This is a genomic window from Pseudomonas sp. HS6-2 (genome assembly GCF_049325675.2).
Classification (GTDB): Bacteria; Pseudomonadota; Gammaproteobacteria; order Pseudomonadales; family Pseudomonadaceae; genus Aquipseudomonas; species Aquipseudomonas putida_N.
In genome coordinates this window covers 3,764,109-3,789,923 of sequence record NZ_CM143906.1, presented here as the reverse complement: position 1 = coordinate 3,789,923, position 25,815 = coordinate 3,764,109, and the positions used below count along the sequence as shown (strand labels likewise).

Below are 25,815 nucleotides of genomic sequence, written 5' to 3'. Positions count from 1 at the left end.
TTGCGGCCCATTCGCGGGACAAGCCCGCTCCTACAGGAATATGCGTTTGTCTGTAGGAGCGGGCTTGTCCCGCGAATGGGCCAGCAAAACCTACAGAAGGGAGCCTGCATGAACCCAACCTTCGCCTCCCTCAGCCTCGCCCACCTGCGCACCCTCGACTGCCTCCTGCAACTGAAGAACCTCAGCCACGCTGCCGAGCGCCTGGGTGTCAGCCAATCGGCCTTGAGCCGCCAGCTGGCCCACCTGCGCGAAGCCTTCGACGACCCGTTGCTGGTGCGCCAGGGCCGTGGTTATGTGCTCAGCGAATACGCCGAAGCCCTGGTCGAGCCCCTGCGGCAGGTGCTCGAAGAACTCCAGGCCCTGCGGCAACCCGCCGCCTTCGACCCGGCCCGCTGCGAGCGGCGCTTCTGCCTGGCCGCCTCCGACTACGTGGCCGAGCACATGCTGCCGCTGCTGGTGGCTGCCTTGGAACAGGAAGCCCCGGGCGTGTCCATCGATTACCGCACCTGGCAGGCCGGGCAGTACGCCTTGCTCGCCAGTGGCGAGATCGACCTGGCCACCACCTTGTTCGACGAGTCGCCGCCCAACCTGCATGGGCGCCTGCTCGGCGAAGACCGCGCGGTGTGCCTGATGCGCCAGGATCATCCGCTGACCGCGCTGGACGTGCTTGGCCAGGACGACTACCTGGCCTGCAAGCATGTGCGCATTTCCGGTGGTGGCGACAAGGACAGTTTCATCGATCGCCACCTGCGCGCCCAGGGTTTGCAGCGGCGCATCAGCCTGGAAGTACCGTTCTTCTCGGCCACCGTACAGGTGATCGGCAACAGCCAGGCTCTGGCCACGGTGCCCGAGCACATCGCCCGGCAGCTGTGCCGCCTGCATGGGCTGGCGTGGCGGCCGTTGGGGTTTGTCGAGCATACCCAGCGCTATTGGGTGGTGTGGCATCAGCGCTTGCAGGCTTCGGCCGAGCACCGCTGGTTGCGCAACCGGGTGTTCGAGCTGTGGCGGCGGTCGCAGTTCGGGGTGCAGGGCGGGATTGCAGGTTTGCCATAGCAGGTATGCGCGAAGCGGGGTTATTCGCTTGGGCGCAGGCGCCTAGACTGGGGGCACTGGACAATCCTCAGGAGAGCGCGCGTGACCCCAGAACAATTCCGCCAGTACGGCCACCAGCTGATCGACCTGATCGCCGACTACCGCCAATCCGTCGGTGCACGCCCGGTCATGGCCCAGGTCGAGCCCGGCTACCTCAAGGCCCAGCTGCCCCAGGGCGCCCCTCAGCAGGGCGAGTCGTTCGAGGCGATCCTCGACGACGTCAGCCAACTGGTCATGCCCGGCCTGTCGCACTGGCAGCACCCGGACTTCTACGGTTACTTCCCGTCCAACGGCACCCTGTCGTCGGTACTCGGCGATTTCCTCAGCACCGGCCTCGGCGTGCTCGGCCTGTCGTGGCAATCCAGCCCGGCGCTGAGCGAGCTGGAAGAAACCACCCTCGACTGGCTGCGCCAGCTGCTCGGCTTGTCGGCCCAATGGAGCGGGGTGATCCAGGACACGGCGTCCACCAGCACCCTGGTGGCGCTGATCAGCGCCCGTGAGCGTGCCACCGACTACGCGCTGGTGCGCGGCGGCCTGCAGGCCGAGGCCAAGCCGTTGATCGTCTATGTCAGCGCCCATGCCCACAGCTCGGTGGACAAGGCCGCACTGCTGGCCGGCTTTGGCCGCGCCAACATTCGCCTGATCGCGACCGACGAACAGTTCGCCATGCGCCCGCAGGCACTGCAGGCGGCCATCGAGCAAGACCTTGCCGCTGGCAACCAGCCCTGCGCCGTGGTCGCCACCACCGGCACCACCACCACCACCGCCCTCGATCCACTGCGTCCGATCGGCGAAATCGCCCAGGCCAACGCGCTGTGGCTGCATGTCGACTCGGCCATGGCCGGTTCGGCGATGATCCTGCCGGAATGCCGCTGGATGTGGGATGGCATCGAACTGGCCGACTCCGTGGTGGTCAACGCGCACAAATGGCTGGGTGTGGCGTTCGATTGCTCGATCTACTACGTGCGTGATCCGCAGCACTTGATCCGGGTAATGAGCACCAACCCGAGCTACCTGCAGTCGGCGGTGGATGGCGAGGTGAAGAACCTGAGGGATTGGGGGATTCCGTTGGGGCGCCGGTTCCGTGCGCTGAAGTTATGGTTCATGTTGCGCAGCGAAGGCGTGGAGGCATTGCAGCAGCGCTTGCGGCGGGACCTGGAGAACGCCCGCTGGCTGGCGGAGCAAGTGAATGCAGCGGCGGAATGGGATGTGCTGGCGCCGGTGCAACTGCAGACCTTGTGCATTCGCCACCGGCCAGCGGGGCTGGAGGGGGAGGCGCTGGATGCGCATACAAAGGCGTGGGCTGAGCGGCTGAATGCGTCCGGGGCGGCATATGTGACACCGGCGACGCTGGAAGGGCGATGGATGGTGCGGGTGTCGGTGGGGGCCTTGCCGACCGAGCGGGAGCATGTCGAGAAGCTTTGGGCGAACCTGCAGGAAGTGGTCAAAGGCTGAAATTGTTGGGGCCGCAGAGCGGCCCCCGCAATCTATCAGTTGCTCACCGCCTGAAAGCTGCCTTTGCGGCTGGCCTCGAAGGCTTCTTTCTCCATCGGCTTGGCATCTGGATTACCCAGGTCTTCCATTGCCATCCGGTGGGTCTCCGGCGCAATGTAGGCCGCCAGTGCGCACACGCAGGTGATGAAGAACGCCAGGCCACCGATCACCAGCGGAATGTTCTCCGACCCCGGTGGCGCCACCAGGGCGAACAGCGCCGGCAGCATGGCGGTGAGCATGGTGCCGATGTTCTGCGCGATGGCCATGGCCGATACGCGGTAGCGGGTGTGGAACAGCTCCGGGTAGAAGCTTGGGAACACCGCATTGTAGCCCTGGTAGACCATGCCCCACATCACGATCGAGGCAGCGAAGGCCAGTGGCACGTTCTGGATGCTGATCGCATACAGGTAGACGAAGGCCAGCAGGCCAGAGCCCAGGCAGCCGGCGATCATGGTCGGGCGGCGGCCGATCTTGTCGGACAGGTTGCCCACGAACGGGATCACCAGCACCGCGACGATGTTGCCCACTACCGGGATCCACAGGTACACGCTCTTGTCGAAGCCGATGCCGTAGGCCGGCTGCACCGCGTAGGCTGCGCCGAAGATGGTTGCAACCACCGGGATCACGTTCATCAGCGCCATGAACATCACCAGCACCATGTGCTTCCAGCTGTGGCGGAAGGCCTCGCTGATCGGCGACTTGGCAACCTTGTCCTGCTTCTCTTCCTTCACGAACGCCGGGGTCTCGTGCACTTCCTTGCGGATGATGAAGCCCGCGATCAGGACGAAGGCGCTCATCAGGAAAGGAATGCGCCAGCCCCAGTCATTGAAGGCGTCACTCGGCATGAAGTAAGCCAGTGGCAGGAACACCGCCGCTGCCAGCACCTGGCCGGCCTGCACGCCCTGCAAGGTGAAGCTGGCGTAGTAACCCCGTCGCCCGAACGGGGCGTGCTCCATGATCATGGAACTTGCATCGGAGATTTCACCGGCAACGGCAAAGCCCTGGACCAGGCGCAGCAGCACCAGCAAGGCGGGGGCCAGCAGGCCGATGTCGTGGTAGGTCGGCAGCAGGCCCACGGCCATGGTCGACAGGCCCATCAGGAACATGCACAGCAGCAGCACGTTCTTGCGCCCGCGGGTGTCACCCCAGTGGCCCAGCACGAAGGCGCCGATCGGGCGCGCCAGGTAGCCCACGCCGTAGGTGGCCAGCGAGGCGATGATGGCCATTTTCGGGTCGGTATTGGGGAAGAAGATCTGCGGGAAGATCAGCGCCGCAGCCTGGGCATAGATGAAGAAATCGTAGTATTCGAGTGCCGAGCCAATCCATCCGCTGGCGGTCGCTTTCTTGGCTTGAGAGCTTGAGTGAGCCATCGTTGTCTCCGTTGTTCTTGTAGGTCGCCGCACGGCTGGCGTTGCCCAGGGGGCGGCCAGAGGGGGTGCGATCGCTTGTCGGGAGTAGGGCGGTTATAGCGCTGACGATCGCAGGCGGTGTCTGCAAAGGGAGGACGAACGAGCAGGTGCGGATCGCAAGGCGATGGAGGTGTGCATAGGTCGGTACCCGGTTTATTGAACTTATTATGTCGTGACGTTGGGCTTGTCTGCGCAGGTGCTGCCGGACGCCCGTCTGGGCAGAAGAGGGCGGCCGGTGTGCCTGCGTCTGGGTCCATGTTTGCCTAGGGTTGGCAGTGAATCAATTCGCCAAAATCGGTTTTGTGCGGTAATCGAACGCAAAACTAACCATTCCGTACAAACAGATTGCCGGGCCGACTTTACCTGCGAATAATTGACAGTGCCAGAAACCCCACGGGGTTTCGGCGCGTCGTCCGTCCAATAACAAGGAACTTCCCCATGCAGCGTTCGATAGCCACCGTGTCCTTGAGCGGCACCCTGCCGGAAAAGCTCGAGGCCATCGCCGCCGCCGGTTTCGACGGCGTCGAGATCTTCGAGAACGACCTCTTGTACTACGCCGGCAGCCCCCGTGAAGTACGGCAGATGTGCGCCGACCTCGGCATTGCCATCACCCTGTTCCAGCCGTTCCGCGATTTCGAAGGCTGCCGCCGCGACCGCCTGCAGAAGAACCTCGACCGTGCCGAGCGCAAGTTTGACCTGATGCAAGAGCTGGGCACCGACCTGGTGCTGGTGTGCAGTAACGTCCAGGCCGACGCTCTGGGCGATGAACAGCTCCTGGTGGACGATCTGCGCCTGCTCGGCGAACACGCAGGCAAACGCGGCCTGCGCATCGGCTACGAAGCCCTGGCGTGGGGCCGCCACGTCAATACCTATCAGCAAGTCTGGAACCTGGTGCGCCAGGCTGACCACCCGGCGCTGGGCGTGATCCTCGACAGTTTCCACACCTTGTCGCTCAAGGGCGACGCTGCGGCGATCCGCGACATCCCCGGCGACAAGATCTTCTTCGTGCAGATGGCCGACGCGCCGATCCTGAACATGGACGTGCTGGAGTGGAGCCGCCACTTCCGCAACTTCCCGGGGCAGGGCGAAATGGACCTGGCCGGCTTCCTCGCGCCGATCCTCGCCACTGGCTACCGCGGCCCGCTGTCACTGGAAATCTTCAACGACGGTTTCCGCGCCGCACCACCGCGGCAGACCGCCGCAGACGGCCTGCGCTCGCTGCTGTACCTCGAAGAGCAGACCCGCCTGCGCCTGCAGCAGGAAGGCACCGCGATCGAGCCGGGCGTGCTGTTCAGCCCGCCGGCCGCCAGCGCCTATGACGGCGTGGAGTTCCTCGAATTCGCCGTCGACGAAGCCGTCGGCGCGCGCCTGAGCGGTTGGCTCAAGCGCCTGGGCTTTGCCGAAGCCGGCAAACACCGCAGCAAGGATGTGCGCCTGCTGCGCCAGAACGACATCAACATTGTGCTCAACGCCGAGCCGTACTCGTTCGGCCACAACTTCTTCGAGGCCCACGGCCCGTCGCTGTGCGCCACCGCCCTGCGGGTGAAGAACGAGCACGCGGCGCTGCAGCGCGCCACCGACTACCGTGGTCAGCCGTTCCGTGGCCTGGTCGGCCCCAATGAATGCGAAGTGCCAGCTGTGCGCGCGCCCGACGGCAGCCTGCTCTACCTGGTGGAGCAGGGCAAGGAAGGCCCTTCGTTGTACGACACCGACTTCCGCCTCGACCCGGCCGCCAGCGCCACCGGTGGCCTGCAGCGCATCGACCACATGGCCCTGGCACTGCCGGCCGAGTCGCTGGACAGCTGGGTGCTGTTCTACAAGAGCCTGTTCGACTTTGCCGCCGACGACGAAGTGGTGCTGCCCGACCCATACGGCCTGGTCAAGAGCCGCGCCTTGCGCAGCCCGTGCGGCAGCCTGCGCTTGCCGCTGAACATCTCGGAAAACCGCAACACCGCCATCGCCCATGCACTGTCCAGCTATCGTGGCTCGGGTGTGCATCACATTGCCTTCGATTGCGCGGACATCTTCAGCGAAGTGGCGCGGGCGAAGGAGTCCGGGGTGCCGTTGCTGGAAATCCCGCTGAACTACTACGACGACCTCGCGGCGCGCTTCGATTTCAACGACGAGTTCCTCAGCGAACTGGCGTACTACAACGTGCTGTACGACCGTGATGCCCAGGGCGGTGAGCTGTTCCACGTGTACACCGAACCGTTCGAGGAGCGCTTCTTCTTCGAGATCATCCAACGCAAGGGCGGCTATGCCGGATATGGCGCGGCGAACGTGGCAGTGCGCCTGGCGGCGATGGCCAAGCGCCGCAGTGGAGCGGCGCGCAAGCCGGTGTTGTGATTGCGAGGTGCCTGCCGACGGGTCTATGGCGTCTGTGAGATCGAGCGCCGCCCGCGCGGCGCTCGATCTCACCGGCGCCGCAAATATGTCGGCGTGCCACTCGGCGATGCGCCGCTGCAGGGTCAGCGTCGCAACAAACGGCTGACCACCAGCGCAAGCCCTGCAGCCACCGCAAGCGCCGTCAGTGGTTTCTCCCTGACGAATGCCGAGACGTTTTCGAGGGCATCGCCGTAGCGCTTGGTCAGTTCCCCGGACGCCTGACGGGCATCACCTTCAGCTTCCAAGGCCGGGTCCTCCAGCCACTGCCCAGCCGCGCTCTGCGCCTTGCCAGCCAGTTTCTCTGCCACACCTTCGATCTGTTCACGCTTCATGATTAATCAAACCTTCCTGTGAATGGCCATGGGGTTGTCGCACAGGGTTAGGGGGCAGTGGCTATGGCTTAGTTCCCAATACGTATCCTGCACCTCGCACGGCGAGCGAATTCTGGTCACCTATGCTTATGTGACTTCTATCCGGAAGTTGTGAACTGTCCAGTCGAGAGGGCAATCATGAGCAAGGTATTCGTCAACATCGGCCTCAGCCTCGACGGCTACATGGCCCCGGAAGGCATGGATATCGCGCACTGGGACAGCCCCGAGTACAAGCACTGGGGCGCCCGGTGGGGCGAGCTGATGAGCTGGATCCTCAAGCAGCAATACTTCCGCGAGCACCTCATGTTCGCCTCGGGCGGCGAGACCGGCCCGGTCAACGACATGCTCTGCCACACCCTGGAGCGTACCGGCGCCGCCATCATGGGCAAGCGCATGTTCGAGCAGGGCGAGCGCAGCTGGCCGGAGGAAGCGCCTTTCCATTGCCCGGTGTACGTGCTCACCCGCGAAAAGCGCGAACCGTGGATGCGCCCGGGCGGGACGACGTTCCACTTCTGCAACGAGGGGCCAGCGCAAGCCCTCGAGAAGGCCAGGGCGGTTGCAGGCGGTCGTGACATCCGCATCTGCGGTGGCGCGGACGTGATACAGCAGTATTTGCGCATGGATGCCATCGACGAACTGGAAGTTGCCCTGGCCCCGGTGCTCTTCGGTAGCGGAAGACGCCTGTTCGACAACCTGCATGAGCCCGTGGCCAAGTTTCGAGTCGAAAAAGCATTCCATACGCCAGACGCCACGCACCTGCGCTATGTGCGAGCGTGAGGGATGTCGAGCCTGGCTATTCGCGTATTCGCGCTGATCGCCTTGCTGGCGTTGGTACCGCCCGCAAGCGCGGATTGGCGCGCGTCACTGCCTGCCGCGCAGGTGGCGGGCAGTGGCGATTTCACCTGGTTCGGCCTGCGCCTTTACAGCGCCCGCCTGTGGCGTGCCAGTGCCTCGTGGAGCTGGGATGAGCCATTCGCCCTCGAACTGGTCTACCACCGGTCGCTATCACGGAACACACTGGTGCAGGCCAGCATCGATGAAATACAACGGCTGGCGAAGCAGCCATTGCCCAGCGACACCGTCAAGCGCTGGTCAGCCGCCATGGCTGAAGCCTTCGTGGATGTGCGCCCGGGCATGAACATCACCGGCCTGTATCTGCCCGGCCTGGGGTGCCGTTTCTACGTCGATGGCCAACTCAGCCGGGAAGTGACGGACCCGGCCTTCGCCCGTGCATTCTTCGCCATCTGGCTGGATCCCCGGGCCCGCGATGCACAGCTGCGCGAGCGCCTGCTAGGGGTGGGCGGGAGCGAACGAGGAGGTTGAGGCATGTACAAGGCACTCATGTTGATCGCCTGCCTGCTGCTGGGCAGTTGCAAGGTCGGGGTCGAGCAGTATGCCCAGGAGCAACCGCGCCTGGACCTGGTGGCGTTCTTTTCTCAGCCGGTGCAGGCTTGGGGCATGTTCCAGAAGCGCTCGGGGGAGGTGGTCAAGCGCTTCCATGTGCGTATCGACAGCCGCCGCGAAGGTGAGCGACTGATCCTCGACGAGCATTTCGTTTACAGCGACGGTACCCGCCAGCAGCGAACCTGGACCCTGACCCCCGACGGCCCCAACCGCTGGCGCGGCACGGCAGGCGATGTGATCGGTGAGGCCACTGGCATCATGGCCGGCAACGCCCTGCAATGGCGCTACCAGCTGGACCTGCCGGTCGATGGTCGGCACTGGACCATGGACATGGATGACTGGATGTACCTGATGGACGAGGACACCCTGATCAACCGCACGCGCATGAGCAAGCTGGGCGTGGAAGTCGGGCAGATCACCTTGTTCTTCCGCCGCATGGCGCAAGGCTCGCCATGAACAAGGGTGAGCTGCCCAGCAAGAACTGTGTCGTCTGCGGCTTGCCGTTCACCTGGCGCAAGCGCTGGGCGCGCTGTTGGGATGAGGTGCGCTACTGCTCCGAGCGCTGCCGCCGCGCAGCCAAACGCCGCGAGCCGCAGGCGAGTGAAGCATCATCTGATGCAAGGTGAACATGCGCTGAGCCAGCCTAAACAAAAGCCTGCTTCCCAGCCCCTCGCCACTCACGGATAATCCCCCAAATCCCAAAAAATACCCCGTGAGCCGCCATGAGCAACCCCGTAGCCCCTCTCAGCCCGCCTGAACCCTCGGCTACGCGCCAACCGCGCAAGAACAACCCCGAGAAAACCCGCGAGGACATCCTCCAGGCCGCCATCAACGAGTTCGTCCAGCAGGGCCTGGCCGGCGCGCGTGTGGACGCCATCGCCGAGCGCACGGCCACTTCCAAGCGCATGATCTACTACTACTTCGGTAGCAAGGAGCAGCTGTACGTCGAGTGCCTGGTCAAGCTGTATGGCGACATCCGCAAGACCGAGCAGAGCCTGGACCTGGAGTCGCTGCCGGCCGAGCAGGCCATTCGCCGGCTGTCCGAGTTCACTTTCGACCACCACGACCGCAACGTCGATTTCGTGCGCATGGTCTGCACCGAGAACATCCATTACGGCGAGTACGTCAAGAAGTCCCCGGCCATTCGCGAGATGAGCAGCCTGGTGCTGCAGGCATTGGGCAGCACCCTGGCGCGTGGCGTGAAAGAGGGCGTGTTCCGCGAAGGCATCGAGGTCATCGACCTGCACATGCTGATGAGTTCGTTCTGCTTCTACCGCGTGTCTAACCGCCACACCTTCGGTGACATCTTCCAGATCGACCTGGCGGACGAGCAGGTCAAGCAACGCCACCGGCAGATGATCTGCGATGTGGTGCTCAGCTACATCCGCGCCTGAACCCTTTTACTCGCCTAGCCGTTGCTCGCGTGACGGCGGGTAGCCGAAGTAGGCGGCATAGCACTTGCTGAAGTGCGACACTGAGACAAAGCCGCAGGCCACTGCCACCTCCATCACCGACAGGTCGGAGTACTGCAGCAGGCGGCGGCTCTTGGTGATGCGCAGTTCCATGTAGTAGCGCCGCGGCGAAGTGCCGAGCTGGGCCTGGAACAGGCGGTCGATCTGCCGACGCGAGCGGCCGCTGTAGGCCGCCAGCTGGTCGAGGCTCAGGGTCTCTTCGAGGTTGTTTTCCATCAGCTCGACGATGGTGCGCAGGTGCAGGCTCATGGACTTTTTCGCCCCGGGGCCGACCTGACGGTAGCGGGCGCCGGAGAACGACAGGATTTCTTCCACGCCCTCGGCCAGGCCATCGCCATACAGGCGGCGCACCAGGCCGAGCATCAGCTCCATGGCTCCGTTGGGACTGGCGGCGCTGAGGCGGTCTCGATCCAGGGTGAAGCTGGCCGGGGTGATGCGGGTTTGCGGGCTGCGCTCGGACAGGCTGGCGCGCTGTTCGGGGTGGATGCTGCAGCCGTAGTCGTCGAGCACGCCGGCCCGGCCGAGGAACCAGGCGCCGTTCCACAGCCCGCCCAAGGCCATGCCGTGGCTGGCGCAGTCGTCCAGCAGGCGGTCGAGTTCGGGGTATTTCAGCGGTGTGCGCAGGCCGCCGCAGACGATCAGCAGGTCAAGTTCCTTGAGTTCGCTGGCAGACAGTTCGCTGGCGACCAGTTCCAGGCCCAGGTCGCTCAGGACCCGGTCACCCTTGAGTGACAGTGGAGTGAAGCGGAAGCTGTCGGCGCGCAGCAGGTTGGCGGTGACCAGCACGTCCATGGCCACGGTGAAGCTGGCCATCGAGAAGTGCTCGAGCAGGATGAAGTCGACGCGGTAGGGGGCCTCGGGGCTACCGGCGCTGGCCTTGAGCCGCAGCATGTTGCTGGTGCTGGTCTTCTTGCTGAACTGACGTGGGGTGGGCACTCTGGACTCCGCTTCCTGGCTGGCCAGCAGAGTGTGGCGGGAGCGTGCGGGAAAGACAACTTCCGGTGGGCGCGTGTCGTATTGCAGGTCGTGTTGAGGCAAGTGGGCTATGCTGGCGATCCTGTTCTGGAGAACCTCGATGAAATACGCCATCGCATTACTGTTCGGTCTGCTGCCGTTGCTGGCCCAAGCCCTTGAGACAGGCGAGCGGTTGGCGCCCTGGACGCTGCTTGACCAGTACGACCAGCCTTACAGCCTGAACGCCGACACTCACATACTGCTGGTGGCCCGCGACATGGATGGCGCCAAGCTGGTCAAGGCCGCCCTGGCCGATGCGCCCAAGGGCTACCTGGAGGCGCGCGATGCGGTGTTCGTCGCTGATATCCAGCGGATGCCAGCGCTGATCAGCAAGCTGTTCGCCATTCCGGCGATGCGCGATTACAGCTATCGGGTGTTGCTCGACCGCGAAGGCCGTATTGCCAGTCGCTATCCGGGGCAGGCAGGGCAGGTTTCATGGCTGCGCTTGAAGGATGGGGTGCTGGTGAGCGAGCAGGCCTTTGCAGATGCCGTAGCGCTCAAGGCGGCCCTGGACGGGGTGCCGGGGCCCTGATGATGTGCCAGAGCCCTGTCCGTGACAGGGCTCTGGCCGTGGTGACGCAACTGATTGCCCTCATCGTCCAGGCCGCCCGACACTCGGAGACTTGAGACGCACGGGTTGTCACTGAACGCACGCAGCAAATCCGAGTGAACCCTCACGGCTGACTGTAACCCAAACCAGTACATGCCAACGGGAGAGTGCTCATGGAAATCGGAACCATCTGGATCATTGTCGCGGCCCTGGTCATCCTGCTGGAGGTCTTCGCCATCTGGCACATCATCGGCAGCGAACGGCGCGCGGAGCGCAAGATGCTGTGGATCGTGTTCGTGGTCTATGCACCGTTCCCGGGGTTGCTGTTCTGGGCCTGGCGGGGGCCGCGGGCGGTGAAGGGCAGGGCGGTGCTGCAGGAGAAATGACCGGGTAGGTATCAGGCGCAAGGCGCCTGATACCGAAGGTTTCAGTCTGGCGTTATACCGATCTTGATGGCTGGGTCGAGGCCACTGACCATCAGGCTGCCGGCGAAGCTGACCGTCTTGTCTACCTCAAGCGCCTTGAACGCATCGTGGATGCGGGTGCGAATCGACTTGCTGGCTTCTTTGCGTTTTTCCTCCTTCGTACCGGGCGACAGAACCAGCTTACCGTGTAGCGTCGTTTCGACCTTGCCGGAGGTCTTCCAGCCCATCTCTTCACGTAGGTGAGTGCGCGCTACTGCGGCGTCACCTTCGTGCTCTTTGCTCTCAGGGCTGATGGTGTAGGCGAGTTGGAATTCGTATGACGTGCTCATGGCTTTTCCTTCAGTGAAGCGGCGCTACGCCGCGGCTCTGGCCTCCATGCTGGGAGCTGCAATCCAGCGAACTGTGCGGAGCAATCCTACATACGCGGTGTTGAGCTTCTATGCAGTAATAGCGAAATTTCCTACAGCAGCTTGACCTCTACCTAACTCGAGCCCACAGACTCGGATGCTCATTCACACGAAGGAGCGTTCCATGACCCACGCATTCCAGCTGTCCAATCCACAAGGCCTGTACGACCCCAGCGCCAATGCCTACTCCCATGTTGCCGAGGTGACCGCCGGCAGCCGCCTGCTGTTTATCGCCGGGCAGGGTGGGGAGGATGCCGATGGGCAGCTTTCTCCCGAATTTGCAGGGCAGGCCCGCCAGGCGCTGGCCAATCTGCAGACTGCGCTGGCTTCGAAAGGGGCGGAGTTGGCACAGGTGTTCAAGCTGACATTGCTGATTGTCGATCACAGTGAGGAACGCCTGGCGCAGTGGGTGGCTGAAGCGGATCTTGCGTGGGGAGGGCACATGAAGCCGACCTGCACGCTGATACCGGTGCCGCGCTTGGCGCTGGATGGAATGCTGGTGGAGATCGAGGCTGTCGCGGCTATTGCATAAGCTTGCCCCGCGAAAGGGCCAGTACAGGCACTACAAAAGCCTTAGAATGACCTTTTCCCCGAGCCATCCCAGCCATGCTGCCCATTGAACTGCTGCCGACCACCCCCGACCAGGCCGAGCTGATTCGCAACCTCTATCAGTTCTATGCCTACGAGTCCTCCGACTGGGAGCAGGAAGATGTCGAGGTGGACGGCCGTTTCTACATTCACGAAGAGCACCTGCAGCGCTACTGGCAGTCCCCAGGCTGGAGCGCCAGCCTGGTGCTGGTGGACGGTTACATCGCCGGCTTCGTGCTGATCGAACGCAGTGAGCTGGCCGGCATCGAGGCGCTGGAACTGGCCGACCTGTTCATCCTCAAGCGCTATCGGCGCCAGGGCATCGGCCGCGCCGTGGCCAACCAATTTCTCGCCAGCCCGGGTGACTGGCTGCTGCGCTGCTACGCCCTGGACCCGATCGCGGTGGCCTTCTGCAAGGCGGTGCTAGCCGACCTGCATCGGCCAGTGCAACAGATCTTCCCCGGCGATGACCCGGACCTGCTCACCTACCAGGTGACCTCCACTCGGCACTGAATGCCAGTACCGGCTGTTGATCCAGAGCGTGGTGGATTATGCCATCTACCTGCTCACCCCCGACGGTATTGTCGCCAACGGGCGGCCGGCGCCGGCCAGTGAGCGCTCGAAGCAGGTGGCGGTGCTTGGCTGAAGTGCCACTGGGGCTGCTTTGCAGCCCATTCGCGGGACAGGCCCGTTCCTACAGGGATTCGCGTTCCCCTGTAGGAACGGGCTTGTCCCGCGAAGAGGCCCTTGCTGGGCTCAGCTATTCCAGTCCGGGGCAAAGTCCGGGCTGACCACCCGCTGATCCTTCGGCAACCCGGCAATCAGTGCGCGGTCAGCAGCATCCAGTTGTAGCTCGAGCGCCGCCAGGTTGGCCAGCTGATTTTCCCGGCTGCTGGCCTTGGGAATCACCGCCACCCCATCCTGGTCCAGCAACCACTTCAACGCCACCTGGCTCGGCAGCACATCATGCTTGCGCGCAATCTCGCGGATCACCGCCTGCTCCGCCGCACGGCCGCGGGCCAACGGGGTATAGGCGGTCAGCAGCAGGTCATGCTGGCGGGCGTAGTCGAGCAGCGGTTGCTGGCTGAGCAATACGTGGTATTCGACCTGGATCGCCGACAGCGGCGCGCCCAGATCCTCGATCACGCGGCGCAGCAGGCCAAGCGGGAAGTTGGCCACGCCAATGCTGCGCGCCTTGCCTTCATCACGCAGGGCCACCAGGGTTTCGATGCTGCGGGCCAGGTCCCAATCCTTGCCGGGCCAGTGGATGTGGAACAGGTCGACCTGTTCGGTGCCCAGCGCGCGCAGGCTGTCTTCCAGCGACTGGCGCATGGCCTGGGGCGCCAGGCGGTCCCACCAGACCTTGGTGGTCAGGTGGATCTGCTCGCGGGGCACGCGGCTGTCGCGCAGCGCCTGGCCGACGGCAGCCTCGTTGTCGTAGGCAGTGGCTGTGTCGATGTGCCGGTAACCCAGTTCCAGCGCCTGGTGCACGGCGCGGGTGCAGGCGTCGCCGGTCATCGGCCAGGTGCCCAGGCCAATGCAGGGCAGGTCGAGGCCGTTGCGGGTGGTGAGCCGTTGCATGAAAACTCCTTGTTCGAGGTCGAGGGTCCGTCATCGATGGTGCGCGCATTGCCGGGCACGGACCATGCAGCCGGGGCGGAAAGTGGTCGATCAGCGAACGGTATGGCAAACGTGACACGCAAAGCCTGGAAATGAACTTCCTCAAGTCGTCGTATCTCTTCTAGAATCCGTGCTGTCGCACCTTTCCCTGGCGCAGCATGCAGCCGCGCCGCCGTCGAGAACGCCATGAGTTCCAGCACACCGCTGTCCGGAGTCAACCAACCCCTGCGCGGCATCGCCCTGGTGGTGGTGGCGACGTTCCTGTTCGCCAGTCACGATGCCTTGTCCAAGTTCCTCGGTGGGCTGTACCCGATCATCATGGTGGTGTGGGCCCGCTACGTGGTGCACACGCTGCTGATGGCCGGGATCTTCCTGCCCAAGTCGGGCCTCAATGTGCTGCGCACCCGCCGTCCGGTGCTGCAGACCTTGCGGGCGCTAAGCCTGCTGAGTACCAGCCTGCTGTTCACCACTGGCCTGCAATACCTGCCGCTGGCCGAAGCAACCTCGGTCAACTTCCTCGCCCCGGTGCTGGTCACCGCGTTGTCGGCGCCCTTGCTCAAGGAGCGGGTGACGACCGGGCAATGGGTGGCGGTGGTACTGGGTTTCATCGGTGTGCTGGTGGTGGTGCACCCCGGTGGTGCGATGTTCACCCCGGCGATCCTCTATCCATTCGGTTCGGCATTGGGCTTCTGCTTCTATCAACTGCTCACGCGCATCCTGGCAGCCTACGACAGCCCGACCACCAGCAACTTCTACGCCGGGCTGTGCAACACTCTGGTGATGAGTGCGCTGGTGCCGTTCTTCTGGGAAGTGCCGCGTTGGGAGCATGGGTTGCTGATGCTGGCCCTGGGCGGCTTTGGCATGAGCGCGCACCTGCTGCTGACTCAGGCCTTCCGCCATGCCGCGCCAGCGCTGCTGGCGCCGTTCAGCTACTGCCAGATCGTGTTTGCCGGGTTGCTGGGGCTGCTGATCTACGGTCAGGTGCCCGACAGCGCGAGCTTGCTGGGTATCGCCATCATCTGCCTGAGTGGCTTGGGCGCTGCATGGATGCAGCGCAAAAAGTAAATGGGCTTGAGATTGCCGGGGCTGCTGCGCAGTCCTTTCGCGGCACAAGGCCGCTCACAGAAGAATGCAGTTCCATGTGGGAGCCGCGCTTGCCGGCGATGGGCCGCAAAGCGGCCCCATGGCCGTGTCAGGCCAACTGGCAAGTGGTCTTCACCCGAGTAAAGAACTGCCGCGCATGGGTGCCTTGTTCCCGCGACCCCAGGCTCTAAGCACCATTGCCACCAAACGGCACATGGTAATCCACCCCCGCCGTCGGCAGATTGACCATCACCATCCCCGCCGAGCTGTTGCGCTTGAAGTGCTCGGCATGGCGCAGCGAGGTGGTGACGATGCCCGCCGACAAACCAAACGCCGTGTCCTCGGCAGCGGCAAGCTTCATCTTCTGGTTGACCAGGCCGCGCTTGGCCCATTCGTCATTGGCGTGGGTGGCCAGCGACTTGATGATGCGGCTGGCGAACACGGTGGTGGCCACGCCGTTACCCGAGAAGCCGATGCCGTAGCTCAAACTGCGCGCCCCAGGCGTTGAGCGCCAGTACCACGTGATTGGCCTTCACGTGGCCTTTGGCGGTGTGCACGACGGGGTTCTTGCCGCGTACCAAATGGGTGAACGGCGACTTCTCGAAGATCTTCACCCCAAGCTTCAGCGCCACCCGGCGCAGGCCACGGGCGAGCATGGCCGGCTGCACGGTGGCGGCGTTGGGGTCGAAGATGCCGCCCAGCACCAGCGGCGAGCCGACGCGGCCGCGAATGGTTTCGCGGTCCAGGCTCTGGAACGGGTTGACGTCGAGCTTCTGCAGGCCGTCGGTGAGCACCCGCCAGGAGTTCATCTGCCGCTGATTGGTCGCGGTCCACAGCCAGCCGTCCTTGCGGTACTGGGCATCGATACCGTGCTCCTGGCAGAAACTGCCGATCTCGTCGATCGCCGATTCCGCCGCCTCGCAGATGCGCCGGGCCCCGACGTCGCCGCAGATGGTCCCGCAAGCAGTATGGCGAGACGCCGTACAGCTTCCGCAAGCGCCGGCATGAGGTGGAGCGGTTTGACTGGCACGGCGACAAGGTGTGCTTCGACCCTGAGTTATAGCCTTTTGAAAATGCCGAGTTTTGCATACCCACCTGCCACCCGCACCTGACATTTCTACCAGTTTCGCAGTTGCAGTAACCCAGTTAATTTTCTCCCGACGCCGTATCACCGAGCAGGACAACAAGCGTGTAATCGGGAGAGAACAATGGCAAAACGCAGATCTACCACAGCCGTATCGCTATTCGAAAGGCTGCTCGGTACAGAGCCCGGGATCAAGGTCAATCTCGATACGGTGTCGCTGTCCGACGATTTGCTGACCGGCCTGCAGCGCATGCGCCCAACTGCGCTGATGGCGCAGTTCCCCTCCCTGACCCACGCGCAAGCCGAGCAGCTCAAGGCGCGCCTGGATGTCACCACTGCAGCCATGATGCGGGCGTTCCGCGAGAAGCGCCTGAGCGACGGCGGCAGGCGTTCAGCGGACGAACTCAAAGGCCCCCTCGCACAGTCGACCGGGCCTACCTTTGAAAACCAGTTTCGCCCGACCTGGGGCAACAACGCTGATCCTCAGGCGGTAGGCGCTTCCGTGTCCCCCGCCGCCTACCTGATCGACTTGCTCCTGTTCGTCGAGCAACATCTGGAGCCCGAGGCCGTTGCCGACCGCGCGCTGACCCTGCGAGATCGCCGGCCAGATGTGTTCAGGCTCATGCTCGATGCGCAAACCATGAACCAGGAGGTGACTCAGGTCGAGGTCGTTGTGCAGGCGTTGCAGCAGTTGATCGAAACGCAGCGCCAGCAAACACCGCAAGACGTGACGCAAGTCGAAGACAGACTGCTTGAGGTGCGCTATCCACCCCGGTTGTTTCCCTACGAAGCCTACTGGCAGCAGATCCGTACCGTACTGGCACACAACAAGGTGCACCTGAGTGAAGTCTCGCGCCTAAGTGACATCCAGGCCCCGTACTTCATTCGCCCGGGCGCCCATTCATCGCGCTCTGACGATGCGCTGCAGCAAGACGCTGCAATGGGGCCGCTGCTGCGTAAGCTGCTGCTTGAACCACCGTATTTCGAAGAAGGCAAAGCTATTCAACTTACCCGGCTGACAGCTGAGCTGCAGGCCCTGACGACGCGTGGTGAAGGGCAAGCTGGCCTGAGCGATGCCGAGGCTGAAGCAGATTTCTTTCGGCGCAATTTTGGTGTCCAGGGGTACCCGGACCTACAGAACGTGGTCAATTTCTGCCAGGCATTGCAGGTTGACCAAGCAGGCATGCAGCGGCTGTTCGCCCTGGCTGAGCATACGCCGCTGCGCTCTGCCAATGTGCCGGAGGCCACGGTGAAATGGGCCAGCGCCAGCCTGGCCGGTGCTCGTTTCATCAACAGTGGTGGCACTGATCCGGTTGCGGTCGGCAATCAGGGCGGGGATGAGAAACAGCACGAGTTCCTCTTTCTCACGGCTGCCCGGTGCGACCGGGTCAACCGCCTGGTGCGCGTGGCCAATGCCCTTGGCCTGGAATACGCAGACGCTGACCGGCTGCTCTGCGCCGCCATCGACGGCGAGACGCATACCGTGATCGAACGCAGCCGAGGGCGCCTGAGCAATGCCGAAAGGCCAATGGTGATCACGTCCGACACGCTGAGGAGCCTGGGGCTGTTCCAGTTTCTGCGCGAGCGTTTTGCGCTGGCGGACACGCCGGAGCGCCTGGCCCGGTTTACCGACGATTTTTCCGTTCTGCTTGCTGATATGTCCATCTATGGCACCAGCAAGGTACCCAGCCAGTTCGATCAGGTTTTCAATAGCAACAGCCCCAACGTCCTGTGGCTGGATCAAGAGCCACTCAGCCTGACCGATGACGATGAAAAAAGTAAACGTTTCATCGACCTGTTGTGCAGTGGCCTGGGCATCAATAGGGAAACCTTCCGGCCCCTGGCGCGCGTGATCATGCAGGCTCAAGGAAGCCTGACGCGTTCGCTGCCGGTGGTTTCGGCTTTCTACCGGCTGGTATGGCTGGCCCGTCTGTTGGCGATCACCCCCGTAGAGCTGCTGTCGCTGCTGGAAGTGTTCAACCCGGAAGGCCTCTACGCGCTGCGCTTGGCTGGCAAACCGCAGGTTGCGACGTACCGCAGCGATACGACACAGACCGATGTGATCAACGTCGTTCATGCCCTCGCGACGAGTGTGCTCTGGTGTCGGGAGCAGGAAATTCCGATCGTCTGGCTGGTGCGGCAGTTACTGCCCCACGAGCGTTCGGATGTGGCCTCCATGGACGTCAGGACCCTGCTGACCGAGCTGGCGAGCAAGCTGCAGCCCTTCCGGGCGTTCAACGCCCTGCTCGAGGAAGCCGGAGTAACCCCGCTCAACAGGGGCAACTGGCAAAGCTATCTGCTGCAGGTCGTTGACGGTGACGGTTTGATCACTGACAGCGGTGACCCGGAAGAGGACTTCGACCCGGTGCTGTATGAAGACTTTGCCAGGCGGGAAATCCAGGCAGTAATCGAGCAGTTGCAGCCGCAGGAACCGGACCGTACTGCGGTATCGGCGGTCCGCTCAGCCGAGGAACCTGAACTGCCTGTATTGACCGACGATGAAGCCGAGCGCCTGACCAGTCTGATTCTTGGGGTGGTACTGCGTGTGCGCGCGCAACAGTGGGGGGCGGTGCAGGAGCAACTGGCGCAGCTGCTCGAACTTGAGTCCAGCATGGTCATCCCGGTGATCTACTGGGCCGAGTCCAATGTGCATAAGTGGATGGAAAGCGCCATCGGCTTCGACCCGCAACAACTGGACTCTGTACAGCTCAAGGCCATCCTGCCGCTGGAGCGGCAAATGCAGCGCCGCGCCGAAGTGGTCAGGCAGTTTGCACTGAGCCCGGCGTTATTCTCCAGCCTGTTGGTGCGCACCCAGCGCCAACGCTTCAGTATCCAGACCCCTGAACTGACATTACCGACGCTGTACTACCTGGAGCGCTACACGCGCTTGCTGCGTACGGCCAGGCAGTCGGAAGCGCAATTGCTCGGCTACTTCTCGTTGGTCGAAGCCCTGGGTGAGATGAGCGACAACGAACGCCGACTGGTCAAGGATGCTGCCGCCGAGAAGGTTGCCAATCTTCTGGGGTGCGGCATTCGCGAAGTCCTGGATGTGGCGAGACTGGTGTCGGTCGACGGCATCATCCGCAACCTGGCCCAATTCTGTGCACTGCTCGATACCCGGGAGTTGTGCAAGAAAACCGGCTTGAGCGCAGTCTCGCTGATGAAGCTCAGCCAGCTTGGTCCAGGCTCCGATACGAGTGCCTATCGGGCGACGGCGGAGGAAATGCTCAGCAGCCTCAGGCATACGGTCGATGCGCCCAGAGACGATGAGGAACTGCGTCAGAGTTTGTCCACACGCTGCACCGCCAGTTCTCTGCGGCTGATTGCCAAATCGGCTGAAGAAGACCTGTACGAAGAGCATGAGAAGCGCTCGATCCTGACGCTGACCTTGCTGGACATGGACAACCAGCCCGTGCCGGGTATCCGGGTGAACTGGTCCACCGATCAGGGCGATTTGCTGGACCGCTTCAGTTACACCGATGAACAGGGGCGAGCCACCGTGACCTTGCAAGCGGGAGACGCCCAGGGCGTAGCGAATGTCAAAGCCAGTTATCTGCTCGACAGTGAGGCATACGCACCACCGGTGGTGATCGATTGCGATGACTTGACGTTAGGGCTTTGGGCGATAGGTAGCAGGCCCGAAGAACCCTGGCTTCCAGCGGGTAACCAGGGAACCTACACCCTGAAGTTTCAACTCAGGGATGTGCTTGGAAACCTGGGGGGGGATCGTCTTGTGTCCTATTCCACCAGTATTGGCTATCTCGTCGACAGCGATGGCAACAGCACGACCGATCGTGACGGCATCAGCACCATGAGGGTGCGGAGCATGGAGGCGGGCGAGGGACGCGTGTTGGTCTGGTTCGGCACTTTGGACCCGATTGTCCGAAACATCGGTTTCGCCAACAGGCCCTTCATCAGGGCATTGAATCTCACTTCTGCGGCAGTGGCCGGCCAGCCTATCAGCGTCACCGCCTGGGTGTTCGGCCTGGACGGCCAGCCGGCCGCCAACCAGCCGCTGCTCTGGGAGTGCGAGGGGGCTAAGTTGGACCAGGCGGACGCACAGAGTGATGAAAAGGGCATGGCCCGTGCCACCTTCAAGGATGCCGTCGCTGGCCTCATGCAGGTCACTGCGCTACTGACCGCCGATGGCCAGGACTATGTCAGCAAGGTGCTGGAGTTCAAGGTGTTGGCCGATGCCGATCAGTACGTAACCGGCCAGTCCTGGGACTGGCCAGTGGCTGACGGCGTCATGGCTGCGGAGTTCGAAGTGAAAATCTGCAGTTCCGAAGGCGAGCCGGTGGCGCGTTATCCGGTGACCTGGAACGTGCTGGAGGACGACACCCTGTCACAAGTGGTGGTGACGGGGGAGGAGGGTGTCAGCCGTTTCGCGCTCAAGAGCAAGGAGCCGAAAACCTTCAACGTGGTTGCCAGCTGGGCGGGTAATACACATCCGTTCGAGGCCGTCCAATTCATGCCGGCACTGGCGGTTGATATCGAATTCGATGGTAAGCCCGTGGCGGAAATCATCGAGATCGTTCAGCCGTCGTCAGGGAAGACTCAACATACCCTGACCTATCACCTGGAAGACCATCCACTCCTGAACATGCCGGTGTACCTGCGCTATTACGGTCGCCCTTCTGCCTATCCGCAAGGGCTGTCAGTCGAACCCGCACTCGGGGTGGAGCAACGCTTTGTCGATGGCAAGGTGCAATGGACCGTCAATTGCGAATTCACGGGGCTGACCCAGCCCGGCAATGGTGAGTTCAGGCTGATGTACGAGCACGCCGTTGACGGCATCCTTACCCGGGTCAAGGTTCATCCACCCCGTTAATTCCTTTCCAGAACATTCTTACATTGCAGTTAGCGAGGTGACCATGAACGCTGCACTGAGCAATCAACTGACCGAACAATGGCGGGATGCGTTGTCTGCCTACAGCATTCACCATGTGTTGCCCGATGTGCTGCAGGCGTCGGCCCTGAACATGGTGACAGCCGAACACCTGAGCAAGTACCTGTTGCTGGATACGCAGGTCACCTCGGCGGTGACCACATCCGGCCTGGCTGAAGCCCTGGCCTGTGTACAAACGTACATCAACGGTATCTTCAATAATATCGAGCCTGGTTACGATGTGGCGTTGCCATCGGCACTGCGTACGTTCTGGCAACAAGGCATGGCCAACTACTCGATCTGGGCGGCCTACCAGATGCTCGAAGACTACCCGGAGAACTACATTCGGCCAGAACTGCGCCTGGACAAGACCGAGCTGTTCCAAGGGCTGGAAAACGAACTGGCGCAGGGCAAGATCACCGACGCGGCTGCGCAGAAAGCGCTGTTGAACTACCTGAACGGTTACGAGTTTCAGAACAGTATCCGCGTGCAGTCCGGTTACATCGACTATGCCGGCCCACAGCAGGATGAAGGCAAGTTCCCCGGTTATACCTTGGCCAACTCGGATTATTACCTGCTGGGGCGCGATGCTGCCTCACCGCCGAAGTATTACTGGCGCAAAGTCGAGGTACGCCTGGACCAGCAGTCCACCTATGTGCAACCCGATGCCTGGAGCGAATGGAAAGCCATCAGCATGCCGGCAGCTGCGCAGGTGGTTGAGGCCAGGTTGGTGCTGTTCTGTGGGCGCCTGCATCTGGTGTGGCTGCAATACGAGGCGCCGCGAGAAATCGAGGAGGGTGCCAAGGAGCGCTATGCCTTCAAAGTGCAGTTGATGTATCTGGGGCTGGACAACCAGTGGTCGACACCGGAGCTGTTGTTCGGCCAGGACTCTGACGTCGATAAGGGCAAGGACCCATTGGAGGATACGAGTCATCGTTTGATGGCCTTGGCCGTTGGCAAGGCGCATGGCAGTGACGACCAGTTGTATGTCGCATGGGTGAACGGCACAACACTGATCAAGAAGGTGCAACGTGATGTCTTGAAGCGCGCTACGCCTGAGACTGAAGCCATTGATGAGCAGGACCTTAAGGAGCTGCTCAAAGTTTTTGCTGACCCAAAAAGCGGTTTGGCTTTCCAGCGCCGAATTACCAATGCGCGCAAGGAGCCCGTGTCGGTCAAGCCACAATCTGGCAACGACCCCTATTTAGGCGTGGACGTGTTGCTTGAAGCCCGCCCTGGGGAGACTTACACACTTCATGTACGCGGCCGCAGTACGAAGGTCCTACCCGTTCCGGTACCTGCGGCGGTCTATCTTTCCAATGCTGGAGCCTTCGTCAACCTGAATTGGGCGCGCGTAGACGTGCGCACCGGTCCTTCAGGCGCGTTGTTGCTGCGTTGCATTACTGCTTTAAAGCCAACGTTCGAGAAGTTGGAGTTGCAGCACGAGGGCAAGCTGATCACATCCTTGTTGAGTACCGCTTTCAACGCGCGCAATTTTGGCTGGTACGAGGCGGAGGTTGATCTCGCAGAAGCAGAATTTGATATCCGGTTACTCGGCTATGAGGCCAGCGCTATTCGCCAAGGCGCCGGCTTCACCTTCAGCGTTGATGGCAGTTCAACCCGGGCGCTGGCGGGCCCTGGCAACTTCATCACCGGGCTGGCCGAGAAAATGGCCACCAGAAAGATGACGGTTACTATTGGGGACACCCCCTTCGATGAGCAGATCCTGACACTGAATGGGAGAGCCACCAGTGCCTGGCGAAGCCTGAAACTGGATAAAGCGGCCAGCAGCATCACAGTCAAATTTGCAAGTACCGGCGAATCTGCGCAGTTTGAGGTCGGGCTGGAGAGCATGATCAATGACGGTAAGCCGCCGACTATCGCTCAGCAAGCCAGCGGTACGGATTTCCTGGTCGTCAACTTGTACGAGTCGGAGAGCACATATCGTACCGTCACCTCACGTTTGAACTCCCAGCATGTCACCGACCTGATCAACCGTGCGCAGGCCTCGCCCCAGGCTGTTTTTGCCTGGGATGCCCAACTGCTGCAAGAGCCAGCCTTTGACCCCAAAGGCGTCAGTGCGATCTATCAGGGATGGCAACGTGCGGACGATGATCCCAAGGTGGAGTATTTCGACGCCAATGGCCTGTACCTGCGCGAACTGTTCTTCCATGTTCCGCACCTGATCGCCTCGCGGCTCCAGGAAGAAGAACGCTTCGAGGACGCACGCCGTTGGCTGGGGCTGGTGTTCGACCCGCAAGGCAAGCAGGCGGCGACCGAGCAGGCCGGGGTCGACTACTGGAGTTGTGCCTGGCTGCTGCAGCACGACACCCAGGCCGCCGGCCTGGAGCACCAGTTGGCCGACCCCCATGCGATTGCCTTGCATGCACCGTCCCACTACCGCAAGGCGGTGTTCATGCAGCAGGTGCAGTTGTTGATCGGTGAGGCCGATCTGCTCTATCGGCGCCAGACCCGTGATAGCCTGGCCAATGCCTGGTTGCTCTACAACATGGCAGCCGACCTGATGGGGGAGGCGCCGACCGCCAGGGCTATCGATACCTGGCAGCCCAAGCCTGTCGACGAGCTGCTGCAAGGTGCGCGAACCGGTGAATTGAGGCTGCTCGAACATGCCCAGGACGTGCAGCCAGCCGACCTGCCCAAGCAGCTGGAAACGTTTGTCTGGGCAGGCGTTGCGGCGCACCCGGCCTTTCGTGCGCCGGTCAACCAGCAACTGTTGGATACCTGGGGCACGCTGTCTCGGCGCTTCCATAATCTGCGGCATTTTCTGACCCTCGAAGGCAACCCGATGCAGTTGCCGCTTTACCAGCCGCCAGCCAACCCCTTCGACTTGCTGCTCGCCCGCATGGGCGGCAACGCCAGCCTGGCGCACCTGCAGGGCTACCGCACGGTTGTGCCGCCGTACCGCTTCCGCACCCTGGTCGCCAAGGCACAGGAAACGGTGGCCATTCTGATCCAGTTCGGCGAGCAGTTGCGCGGTTTCATGGAAATGGAAGAGCGCATCGAGCAGGAGGCGCTGCAGTTCCGCCATGCAGCGGAAATCGCCAACTATGCCATCGCCATGCAGCAGCAGCTGTATCAGCAGCAGAGCAAGAACCATGACGTGCTGGCGGCGCAGCGGGCTGCCAGTGAACTACGCCGCGCGCATTATCAGGCGCTGTATGACGAGGACGTCTCGGTCAAGGAGCTCGCGGCGATGGCTGCGCATGGCGCGGGGTCCCTCATTAGCACCTCCGGCAGCGGGCTGATAGCGGCAGGCTATATGGCGAATACCCCACCGAATATTTTCGGGATGGCTGCTGGTGGGCATAACGTGGGTAATCCACTGATCGCTGCTGGGACCATAGCGTACGCGGTGGGAAGTTATGGGGAGCTCATGGCGAAACTGATGCAAGACGCAGAGATATACCGCCGCCGCCGGCAAGAATGGGGGTTGCAGTACAAACTGGCCGACAAGGAACTGCAGGTGCTGGACAAGCAGCTCGAAGCCCAGCAACACGCCACCCAGGCCGCCAGTGCAGGGCTGAAACATAGCCGCAAGGCCTTGGCCCAGGCCGAGCAGATGTATGCGTTCTACCAGAACAAGTCGACCAGCGCGGCCCTGTACCGCTGGCTGCGATCCCAGGCCAGCGCTTGGCATGCCACCCTGTTCGATGTGGCCGTCAGTCTCTGCAACAGCGCCGAAGCCTGCTGGCAGTATGAGACCGGCAACTACGACAAGCGCATCATCCGCACGCCTGTGTGGCAAGCCGACCGCTGGGGCCTCAATGCAGGCGCAGAGTTGCGCCTGGACCTGCAGCGCCTGGAGGCCGAAGCACTGCTGCGCAACGAGCGGCACCTTGAGATACGCAAGACCGTCTCGTTGCAGACGCTGCTGGTGGGCGATGAGCCGCTGCTGTTCGATAAACGCGGCGAGCCGATCAAGGACTGGCCCGTCTTGCTCAAGGTGTTGCGCGATGAAGGCGAGCTGGCGTTCAACCTGTCGCAATCCCTGTACGACCGGGACTACCCCGGCCATTACATGCGCCGCCTGCACAGTGTAGCCGTCTCGCTCCCGGCGCTGCTGGGGCCCTATCAGAACATCCGCGCCACCTTGACCCAGACGCAAAGCAGCCTGCTGATCAGGCCTGACATCGAGGGCGTGAGCTTCCTGACGCCGCACGCCCAGCGCAACGGTGACGGCAGCAACGTGATGATGAGCCTGCGCCCGCACCAGCAAGTGTGCCTGTCCACTGGCAGCCAGGACCTGGGGCTGGTGACTGCAGCCGAGGCGGATGATCGCTACCTGCCGTTCGAAGGTACCGGGGCGGTTTCACGCTGGCGCCTGCAGTTCCCGCTTCCCGAGATGCAAACCCAGTTGCTTGAAGGGCTCAGCGATATCGTCCTCGACATACGGTATTACGCCCTGCCGGGCGGTGCGCAGTTCGCGCGTGAGGTCCAGGCGCTGCTGAACCCGGTAGGCAATGAACATTCGCCTTCCTCTTTTTGAAACGGCCTCAGGCTGGAGATGA

The 25,815-nt window shown here is 62.6% G+C and carries 21 protein-coding genes and 1 pseudogene; 15 read left to right on the top strand and 7 right to left on the bottom strand.

The window, feature by feature from the left end; all coding sequences use genetic code 11:
- The first annotated feature begins 108 nt into the window (after window positions 1–108).
- Window positions 109–1,053, top strand: a complete 945-nt coding sequence (locus tag ACOKS3_RS17505) for a LysR family transcriptional regulator (RefSeq protein WP_103447910.1) — start codon at window positions 109–111, stop codon at window positions 1,051–1,053.
- An 81-nt stretch (window positions 1,054–1,134) separates the two neighbouring features.
- Window positions 1,135–2,547 (top strand): DOPA decarboxylase, encoded by a 1,413-nt coding sequence (locus ACOKS3_RS17500; protein ID WP_103447909.1) that lies wholly within the window; start codon window positions 1,135–1,137, stop codon window positions 2,545–2,547.
- Window positions 2,548–2,582: 35 nt separating this feature from the next.
- Here the strand turns inward: ACOKS3_RS17500 and ACOKS3_RS17495 are convergent, their stop codons facing one another.
- Window positions 2,583–3,956, bottom strand: coding sequence for an MFS transporter (locus tag ACOKS3_RS17495; RefSeq protein ID WP_422764349.1), 1,374 nt, complete (start codon window positions 3,954–3,956; stop codon window positions 2,583–2,585).
- Between the two features lie 477 nt (window positions 3,957–4,433).
- On the opposite strand from ACOKS3_RS17495, the gene quiC reads away from it, so the two are divergent.
- Entirely contained in the window at window positions 4,434–6,341 is a 1,908-nt protein-coding gene (gene quiC, locus ACOKS3_RS17490) for a 3-dehydroshikimate dehydratase QuiC (RefSeq protein ID WP_422764350.1), read from the top strand.
- Window positions 6,342–6,463: 122 nt separating this feature from the next.
- On the opposite strand, the gene ACOKS3_RS17485 is transcribed toward quiC, so the two are convergent.
- The gene (locus ACOKS3_RS17485) at window positions 6,464–6,712 is read right to left on the bottom strand and encodes a CsbD family protein (RefSeq protein ID WP_422764351.1); all 249 of its coding nucleotides are present in this window, start codon (window positions 6,710–6,712) and stop codon (window positions 6,464–6,466) included.
- Between the two features lie 177 nt (window positions 6,713–6,889).
- Here ACOKS3_RS17485 and ACOKS3_RS17480 point away from each other — a divergent pair, with 177 nt between their 5' ends.
- The 5 genes from ACOKS3_RS17480 (at window position 6,890) to ACOKS3_RS17460 (ending at window position 9,549) form a co-directional block, all read left to right on the top strand.
- Window positions 6,890–7,528, top strand: coding sequence for a dihydrofolate reductase family protein (locus tag ACOKS3_RS17480; RefSeq protein ID WP_422764352.1), 639 nt, complete (start codon window positions 6,890–6,892; stop codon window positions 7,526–7,528).
- Between the two features lie 3 nt (window positions 7,529–7,531).
- Complete coding sequence (locus tag ACOKS3_RS17475) at window positions 7,532–8,074, top strand: chalcone isomerase family protein (RefSeq protein WP_103447904.1); 543 nt, start codon at window positions 7,532–7,534, stop codon at window positions 8,072–8,074.
- 3 nt (window positions 8,075–8,077) lie between these two features.
- The gene (locus tag ACOKS3_RS17470; protein WP_422764353.1) at window positions 8,078–8,611 is read left to right on the top strand and encodes a DUF3833 domain-containing protein; all 534 of its coding nucleotides are present in this window, start codon (window positions 8,078–8,080) and stop codon (window positions 8,609–8,611) included.
- Window positions 8,608–8,781 carry a DUF2256 domain-containing protein gene (locus tag ACOKS3_RS17465; protein WP_422764354.1) on the top strand — a complete coding sequence of 58 codons (174 nt, stop codon included), beginning with the start codon at window positions 8,608–8,610 and terminating at the stop codon, window positions 8,779–8,781. The genes ACOKS3_RS17470 and ACOKS3_RS17465 overlap by 4 nt, the downstream gene beginning before the upstream one ends.
- A gap of 96 nt (window positions 8,782–8,877) precedes the next feature.
- A complete protein-coding gene (locus ACOKS3_RS17460; RefSeq protein WP_103447901.1) occupies window positions 8,878–9,549 on the top strand; it encodes a TetR/AcrR family transcriptional regulator in 672 nt (223 codons plus the stop codon).
- 6 nt (window positions 9,550–9,555) lie between these two features.
- Here the strand turns inward: ACOKS3_RS17460 and ACOKS3_RS17455 are convergent, their stop codons facing one another.
- Window positions 9,556–10,563, bottom strand: a complete 1,008-nt coding sequence (locus ACOKS3_RS17455) for a GlxA family transcriptional regulator (protein WP_103447900.1) — start codon at window positions 10,561–10,563, stop codon at window positions 9,556–9,558.
- A gap of 139 nt (window positions 10,564–10,702) precedes the next feature.
- Here ACOKS3_RS17455 and ACOKS3_RS17450 point away from each other — a divergent pair, with 139 nt between their 5' ends.
- Together ACOKS3_RS17450 and ACOKS3_RS17445 are read left to right on the top strand one after the other, a co-directional pair.
- Complete coding sequence (locus ACOKS3_RS17450; protein WP_103447899.1) at window positions 10,703–11,173, top strand: FAD/FMN-containing dehydrogenase; 471 nt, start codon at window positions 10,703–10,705, stop codon at window positions 11,171–11,173.
- Between the two features lie 191 nt (window positions 11,174–11,364).
- Complete coding sequence (locus ACOKS3_RS17445; RefSeq protein ID WP_103447898.1) at window positions 11,365–11,577, top strand: PLDc N-terminal domain-containing protein; 213 nt, start codon at window positions 11,365–11,367, stop codon at window positions 11,575–11,577.
- A 41-nt stretch (window positions 11,578–11,618) separates the two neighbouring features.
- Here the strand turns inward: ACOKS3_RS17445 and ACOKS3_RS17440 are convergent, their stop codons facing one another.
- A complete protein-coding gene (locus ACOKS3_RS17440) occupies window positions 11,619–11,945 on the bottom strand; it encodes a hypothetical protein (protein WP_103447897.1) in 327 nt (108 codons plus the stop codon).
- Between the two features lie 202 nt (window positions 11,946–12,147).
- Between ACOKS3_RS17440 and ACOKS3_RS17435 the strand changes: the two genes are divergently transcribed.
- A complete protein-coding gene (locus tag ACOKS3_RS17435; protein ID WP_103447896.1) occupies window positions 12,148–12,555 on the top strand; it encodes a RidA family protein in 408 nt (135 codons plus the stop codon).
- 74 nt (window positions 12,556–12,629) lie between these two features.
- Window positions 12,630–13,124: a GNAT family N-acetyltransferase gene (locus ACOKS3_RS17430; protein WP_103447895.1), complete on the top strand. Its 495-nt coding sequence runs from the start codon at window positions 12,630–12,632 to the stop codon at window positions 13,122–13,124.
- 243 nt (window positions 13,125–13,367) lie between these two features.
- Here ACOKS3_RS17430 and ACOKS3_RS17425 read toward each other — a convergent pair whose 3' ends face one another.
- Window positions 13,368–14,192, bottom strand: coding sequence for an aldo/keto reductase (locus tag ACOKS3_RS17425; RefSeq protein WP_422764355.1), 825 nt, complete (start codon window positions 14,190–14,192; stop codon window positions 13,368–13,370).
- 225 nt (window positions 14,193–14,417) lie between these two features.
- On the opposite strand from ACOKS3_RS17425, the gene ACOKS3_RS17420 reads away from it, so the two are divergent.
- The gene (locus tag ACOKS3_RS17420) at window positions 14,418–15,296 is read left to right on the top strand and encodes a DMT family transporter (protein ID WP_103447893.1); all 879 of its coding nucleotides are present in this window, start codon (window positions 14,418–14,420) and stop codon (window positions 15,294–15,296) included.
- A 127-nt stretch (window positions 15,297–15,423) separates the two neighbouring features.
- Here the strand turns inward: ACOKS3_RS17420 and ACOKS3_RS17415 are convergent.
- Window positions 15,424–15,669 (bottom strand): annotated as a pseudogene (locus tag ACOKS3_RS17415) (aldehyde dehydrogenase family protein); the annotation flags it as partial.
- A 103-nt stretch (window positions 15,670–15,772) separates the two neighbouring features.
- Window positions 15,773–16,429, bottom strand: coding sequence for an NAD(P)/FAD-dependent oxidoreductase (locus ACOKS3_RS17410; RefSeq protein WP_422764356.1), 657 nt, complete (start codon window positions 16,427–16,429; stop codon window positions 15,773–15,775).
- Between the two features lie 93 nt (window positions 16,430–16,522).
- On the opposite strand from ACOKS3_RS17410, the gene ACOKS3_RS17405 reads away from it, so the two are divergent.
- Together ACOKS3_RS17405 and ACOKS3_RS17400 are read left to right on the top strand one after the other, a co-directional pair.
- A complete protein-coding gene (locus ACOKS3_RS17405) occupies window positions 16,523–21,229 on the top strand; it encodes an Ig-like domain-containing protein (protein ID WP_422764357.1) in 4,707 nt (1,568 codons plus the stop codon).
- 43 nt (window positions 21,230–21,272) lie between these two features.
- The gene (locus ACOKS3_RS17400) at window positions 21,273–25,793 is read left to right on the top strand and encodes a Tc toxin subunit A-related protein (protein ID WP_422764358.1); all 4,521 of its coding nucleotides are present in this window, start codon (window positions 21,273–21,275) and stop codon (window positions 25,791–25,793) included.
- Window positions 25,794–25,815: the final 22 nt, after the last annotated feature.

What these genes read in the sequence shown, in the direction of transcription:
- ACOKS3_RS17420 (WP_103447893.1), top strand. Translation starts at nt 14,418, where the DNA reads ATGAGTTCCAGCACACCGCTGTCCGGAGTCAACCAACCCCTGCGCGGC.
- ACOKS3_RS17405 (WP_422764357.1), top strand. Translation starts at nt 16,523, where the DNA reads ATGGCAAAACGCAGATCTACCACAGCCGTATCGCTATTCGAAAGGCTG.
- ACOKS3_RS17495 (WP_422764349.1), bottom strand. Translation starts at nt 3,956, where the DNA reads ATGGCTCACTCAAGCTCTCAAGCCAAGAAAGCGACCGCCAGCGGATGG.
- ACOKS3_RS17505 (WP_103447910.1), top strand. Translation starts at nt 109, where the DNA reads ATGAACCCAACCTTCGCCTCCCTCAGCCTCGCCCACCTGCGCACCCTC.
- ACOKS3_RS17460 (WP_103447901.1), top strand. Translation starts at nt 8,878, where the DNA reads ATGAGCAACCCCGTAGCCCCTCTCAGCCCGCCTGAACCCTCGGCTACG.
- ACOKS3_RS17445 (WP_103447898.1), top strand. Translation starts at nt 11,365, where the DNA reads ATGGAAATCGGAACCATCTGGATCATTGTCGCGGCCCTGGTCATCCTG.
- ACOKS3_RS17470 (WP_422764353.1), top strand. Translation starts at nt 8,078, where the DNA reads ATGTACAAGGCACTCATGTTGATCGCCTGCCTGCTGCTGGGCAGTTGC.
- ACOKS3_RS17465 (WP_422764354.1), top strand. Translation starts at nt 8,608, where the DNA reads ATGAACAAGGGTGAGCTGCCCAGCAAGAACTGTGTCGTCTGCGGCTTG.
- ACOKS3_RS17475 (WP_103447904.1), top strand. Translation starts at nt 7,532, where the DNA reads ATGTCGAGCCTGGCTATTCGCGTATTCGCGCTGATCGCCTTGCTGGCG.
- ACOKS3_RS17450 (WP_103447899.1), top strand. Translation starts at nt 10,703, where the DNA reads ATGAAATACGCCATCGCATTACTGTTCGGTCTGCTGCCGTTGCTGGCC.
- ACOKS3_RS17400 (WP_422764358.1), top strand. Translation starts at nt 21,273, where the DNA reads ATGAACGCTGCACTGAGCAATCAACTGACCGAACAATGGCGGGATGCG.
- ACOKS3_RS17440 (WP_103447897.1), bottom strand. Translation starts at nt 11,945, where the DNA reads ATGAGCACGTCATACGAATTCCAACTCGCCTACACCATCAGCCCTGAG.
- ACOKS3_RS17410 (WP_422764356.1), bottom strand. Translation starts at nt 16,429, where the DNA reads ATGTCAGGTGCGGGTGGCAGGTGGGTATGCAAAACTCGGCATTTTCAA.
- ACOKS3_RS17435 (WP_103447896.1), top strand. Translation starts at nt 12,148, where the DNA reads ATGACCCACGCATTCCAGCTGTCCAATCCACAAGGCCTGTACGACCCC.
- ACOKS3_RS17430 (WP_103447895.1), top strand. Translation starts at nt 12,630, where the DNA reads ATGCTGCCCATTGAACTGCTGCCGACCACCCCCGACCAGGCCGAGCTG.
- quiC (WP_422764350.1), top strand. Translation starts at nt 4,434, where the DNA reads ATGCAGCGTTCGATAGCCACCGTGTCCTTGAGCGGCACCCTGCCGGAA.
- ACOKS3_RS17425 (WP_422764355.1), bottom strand. Translation starts at nt 14,192, where the DNA reads ATGCAACGGCTCACCACCCGCAACGGCCTCGACCTGCCCTGCATTGGC.
- ACOKS3_RS17480 (WP_422764352.1), top strand. Translation starts at nt 6,890, where the DNA reads ATGAGCAAGGTATTCGTCAACATCGGCCTCAGCCTCGACGGCTACATG.
- ACOKS3_RS17485 (WP_422764351.1), bottom strand. Translation starts at nt 6,712, where the DNA reads ATGAAGCGTGAACAGATCGAAGGTGTGGCAGAGAAACTGGCTGGCAAG.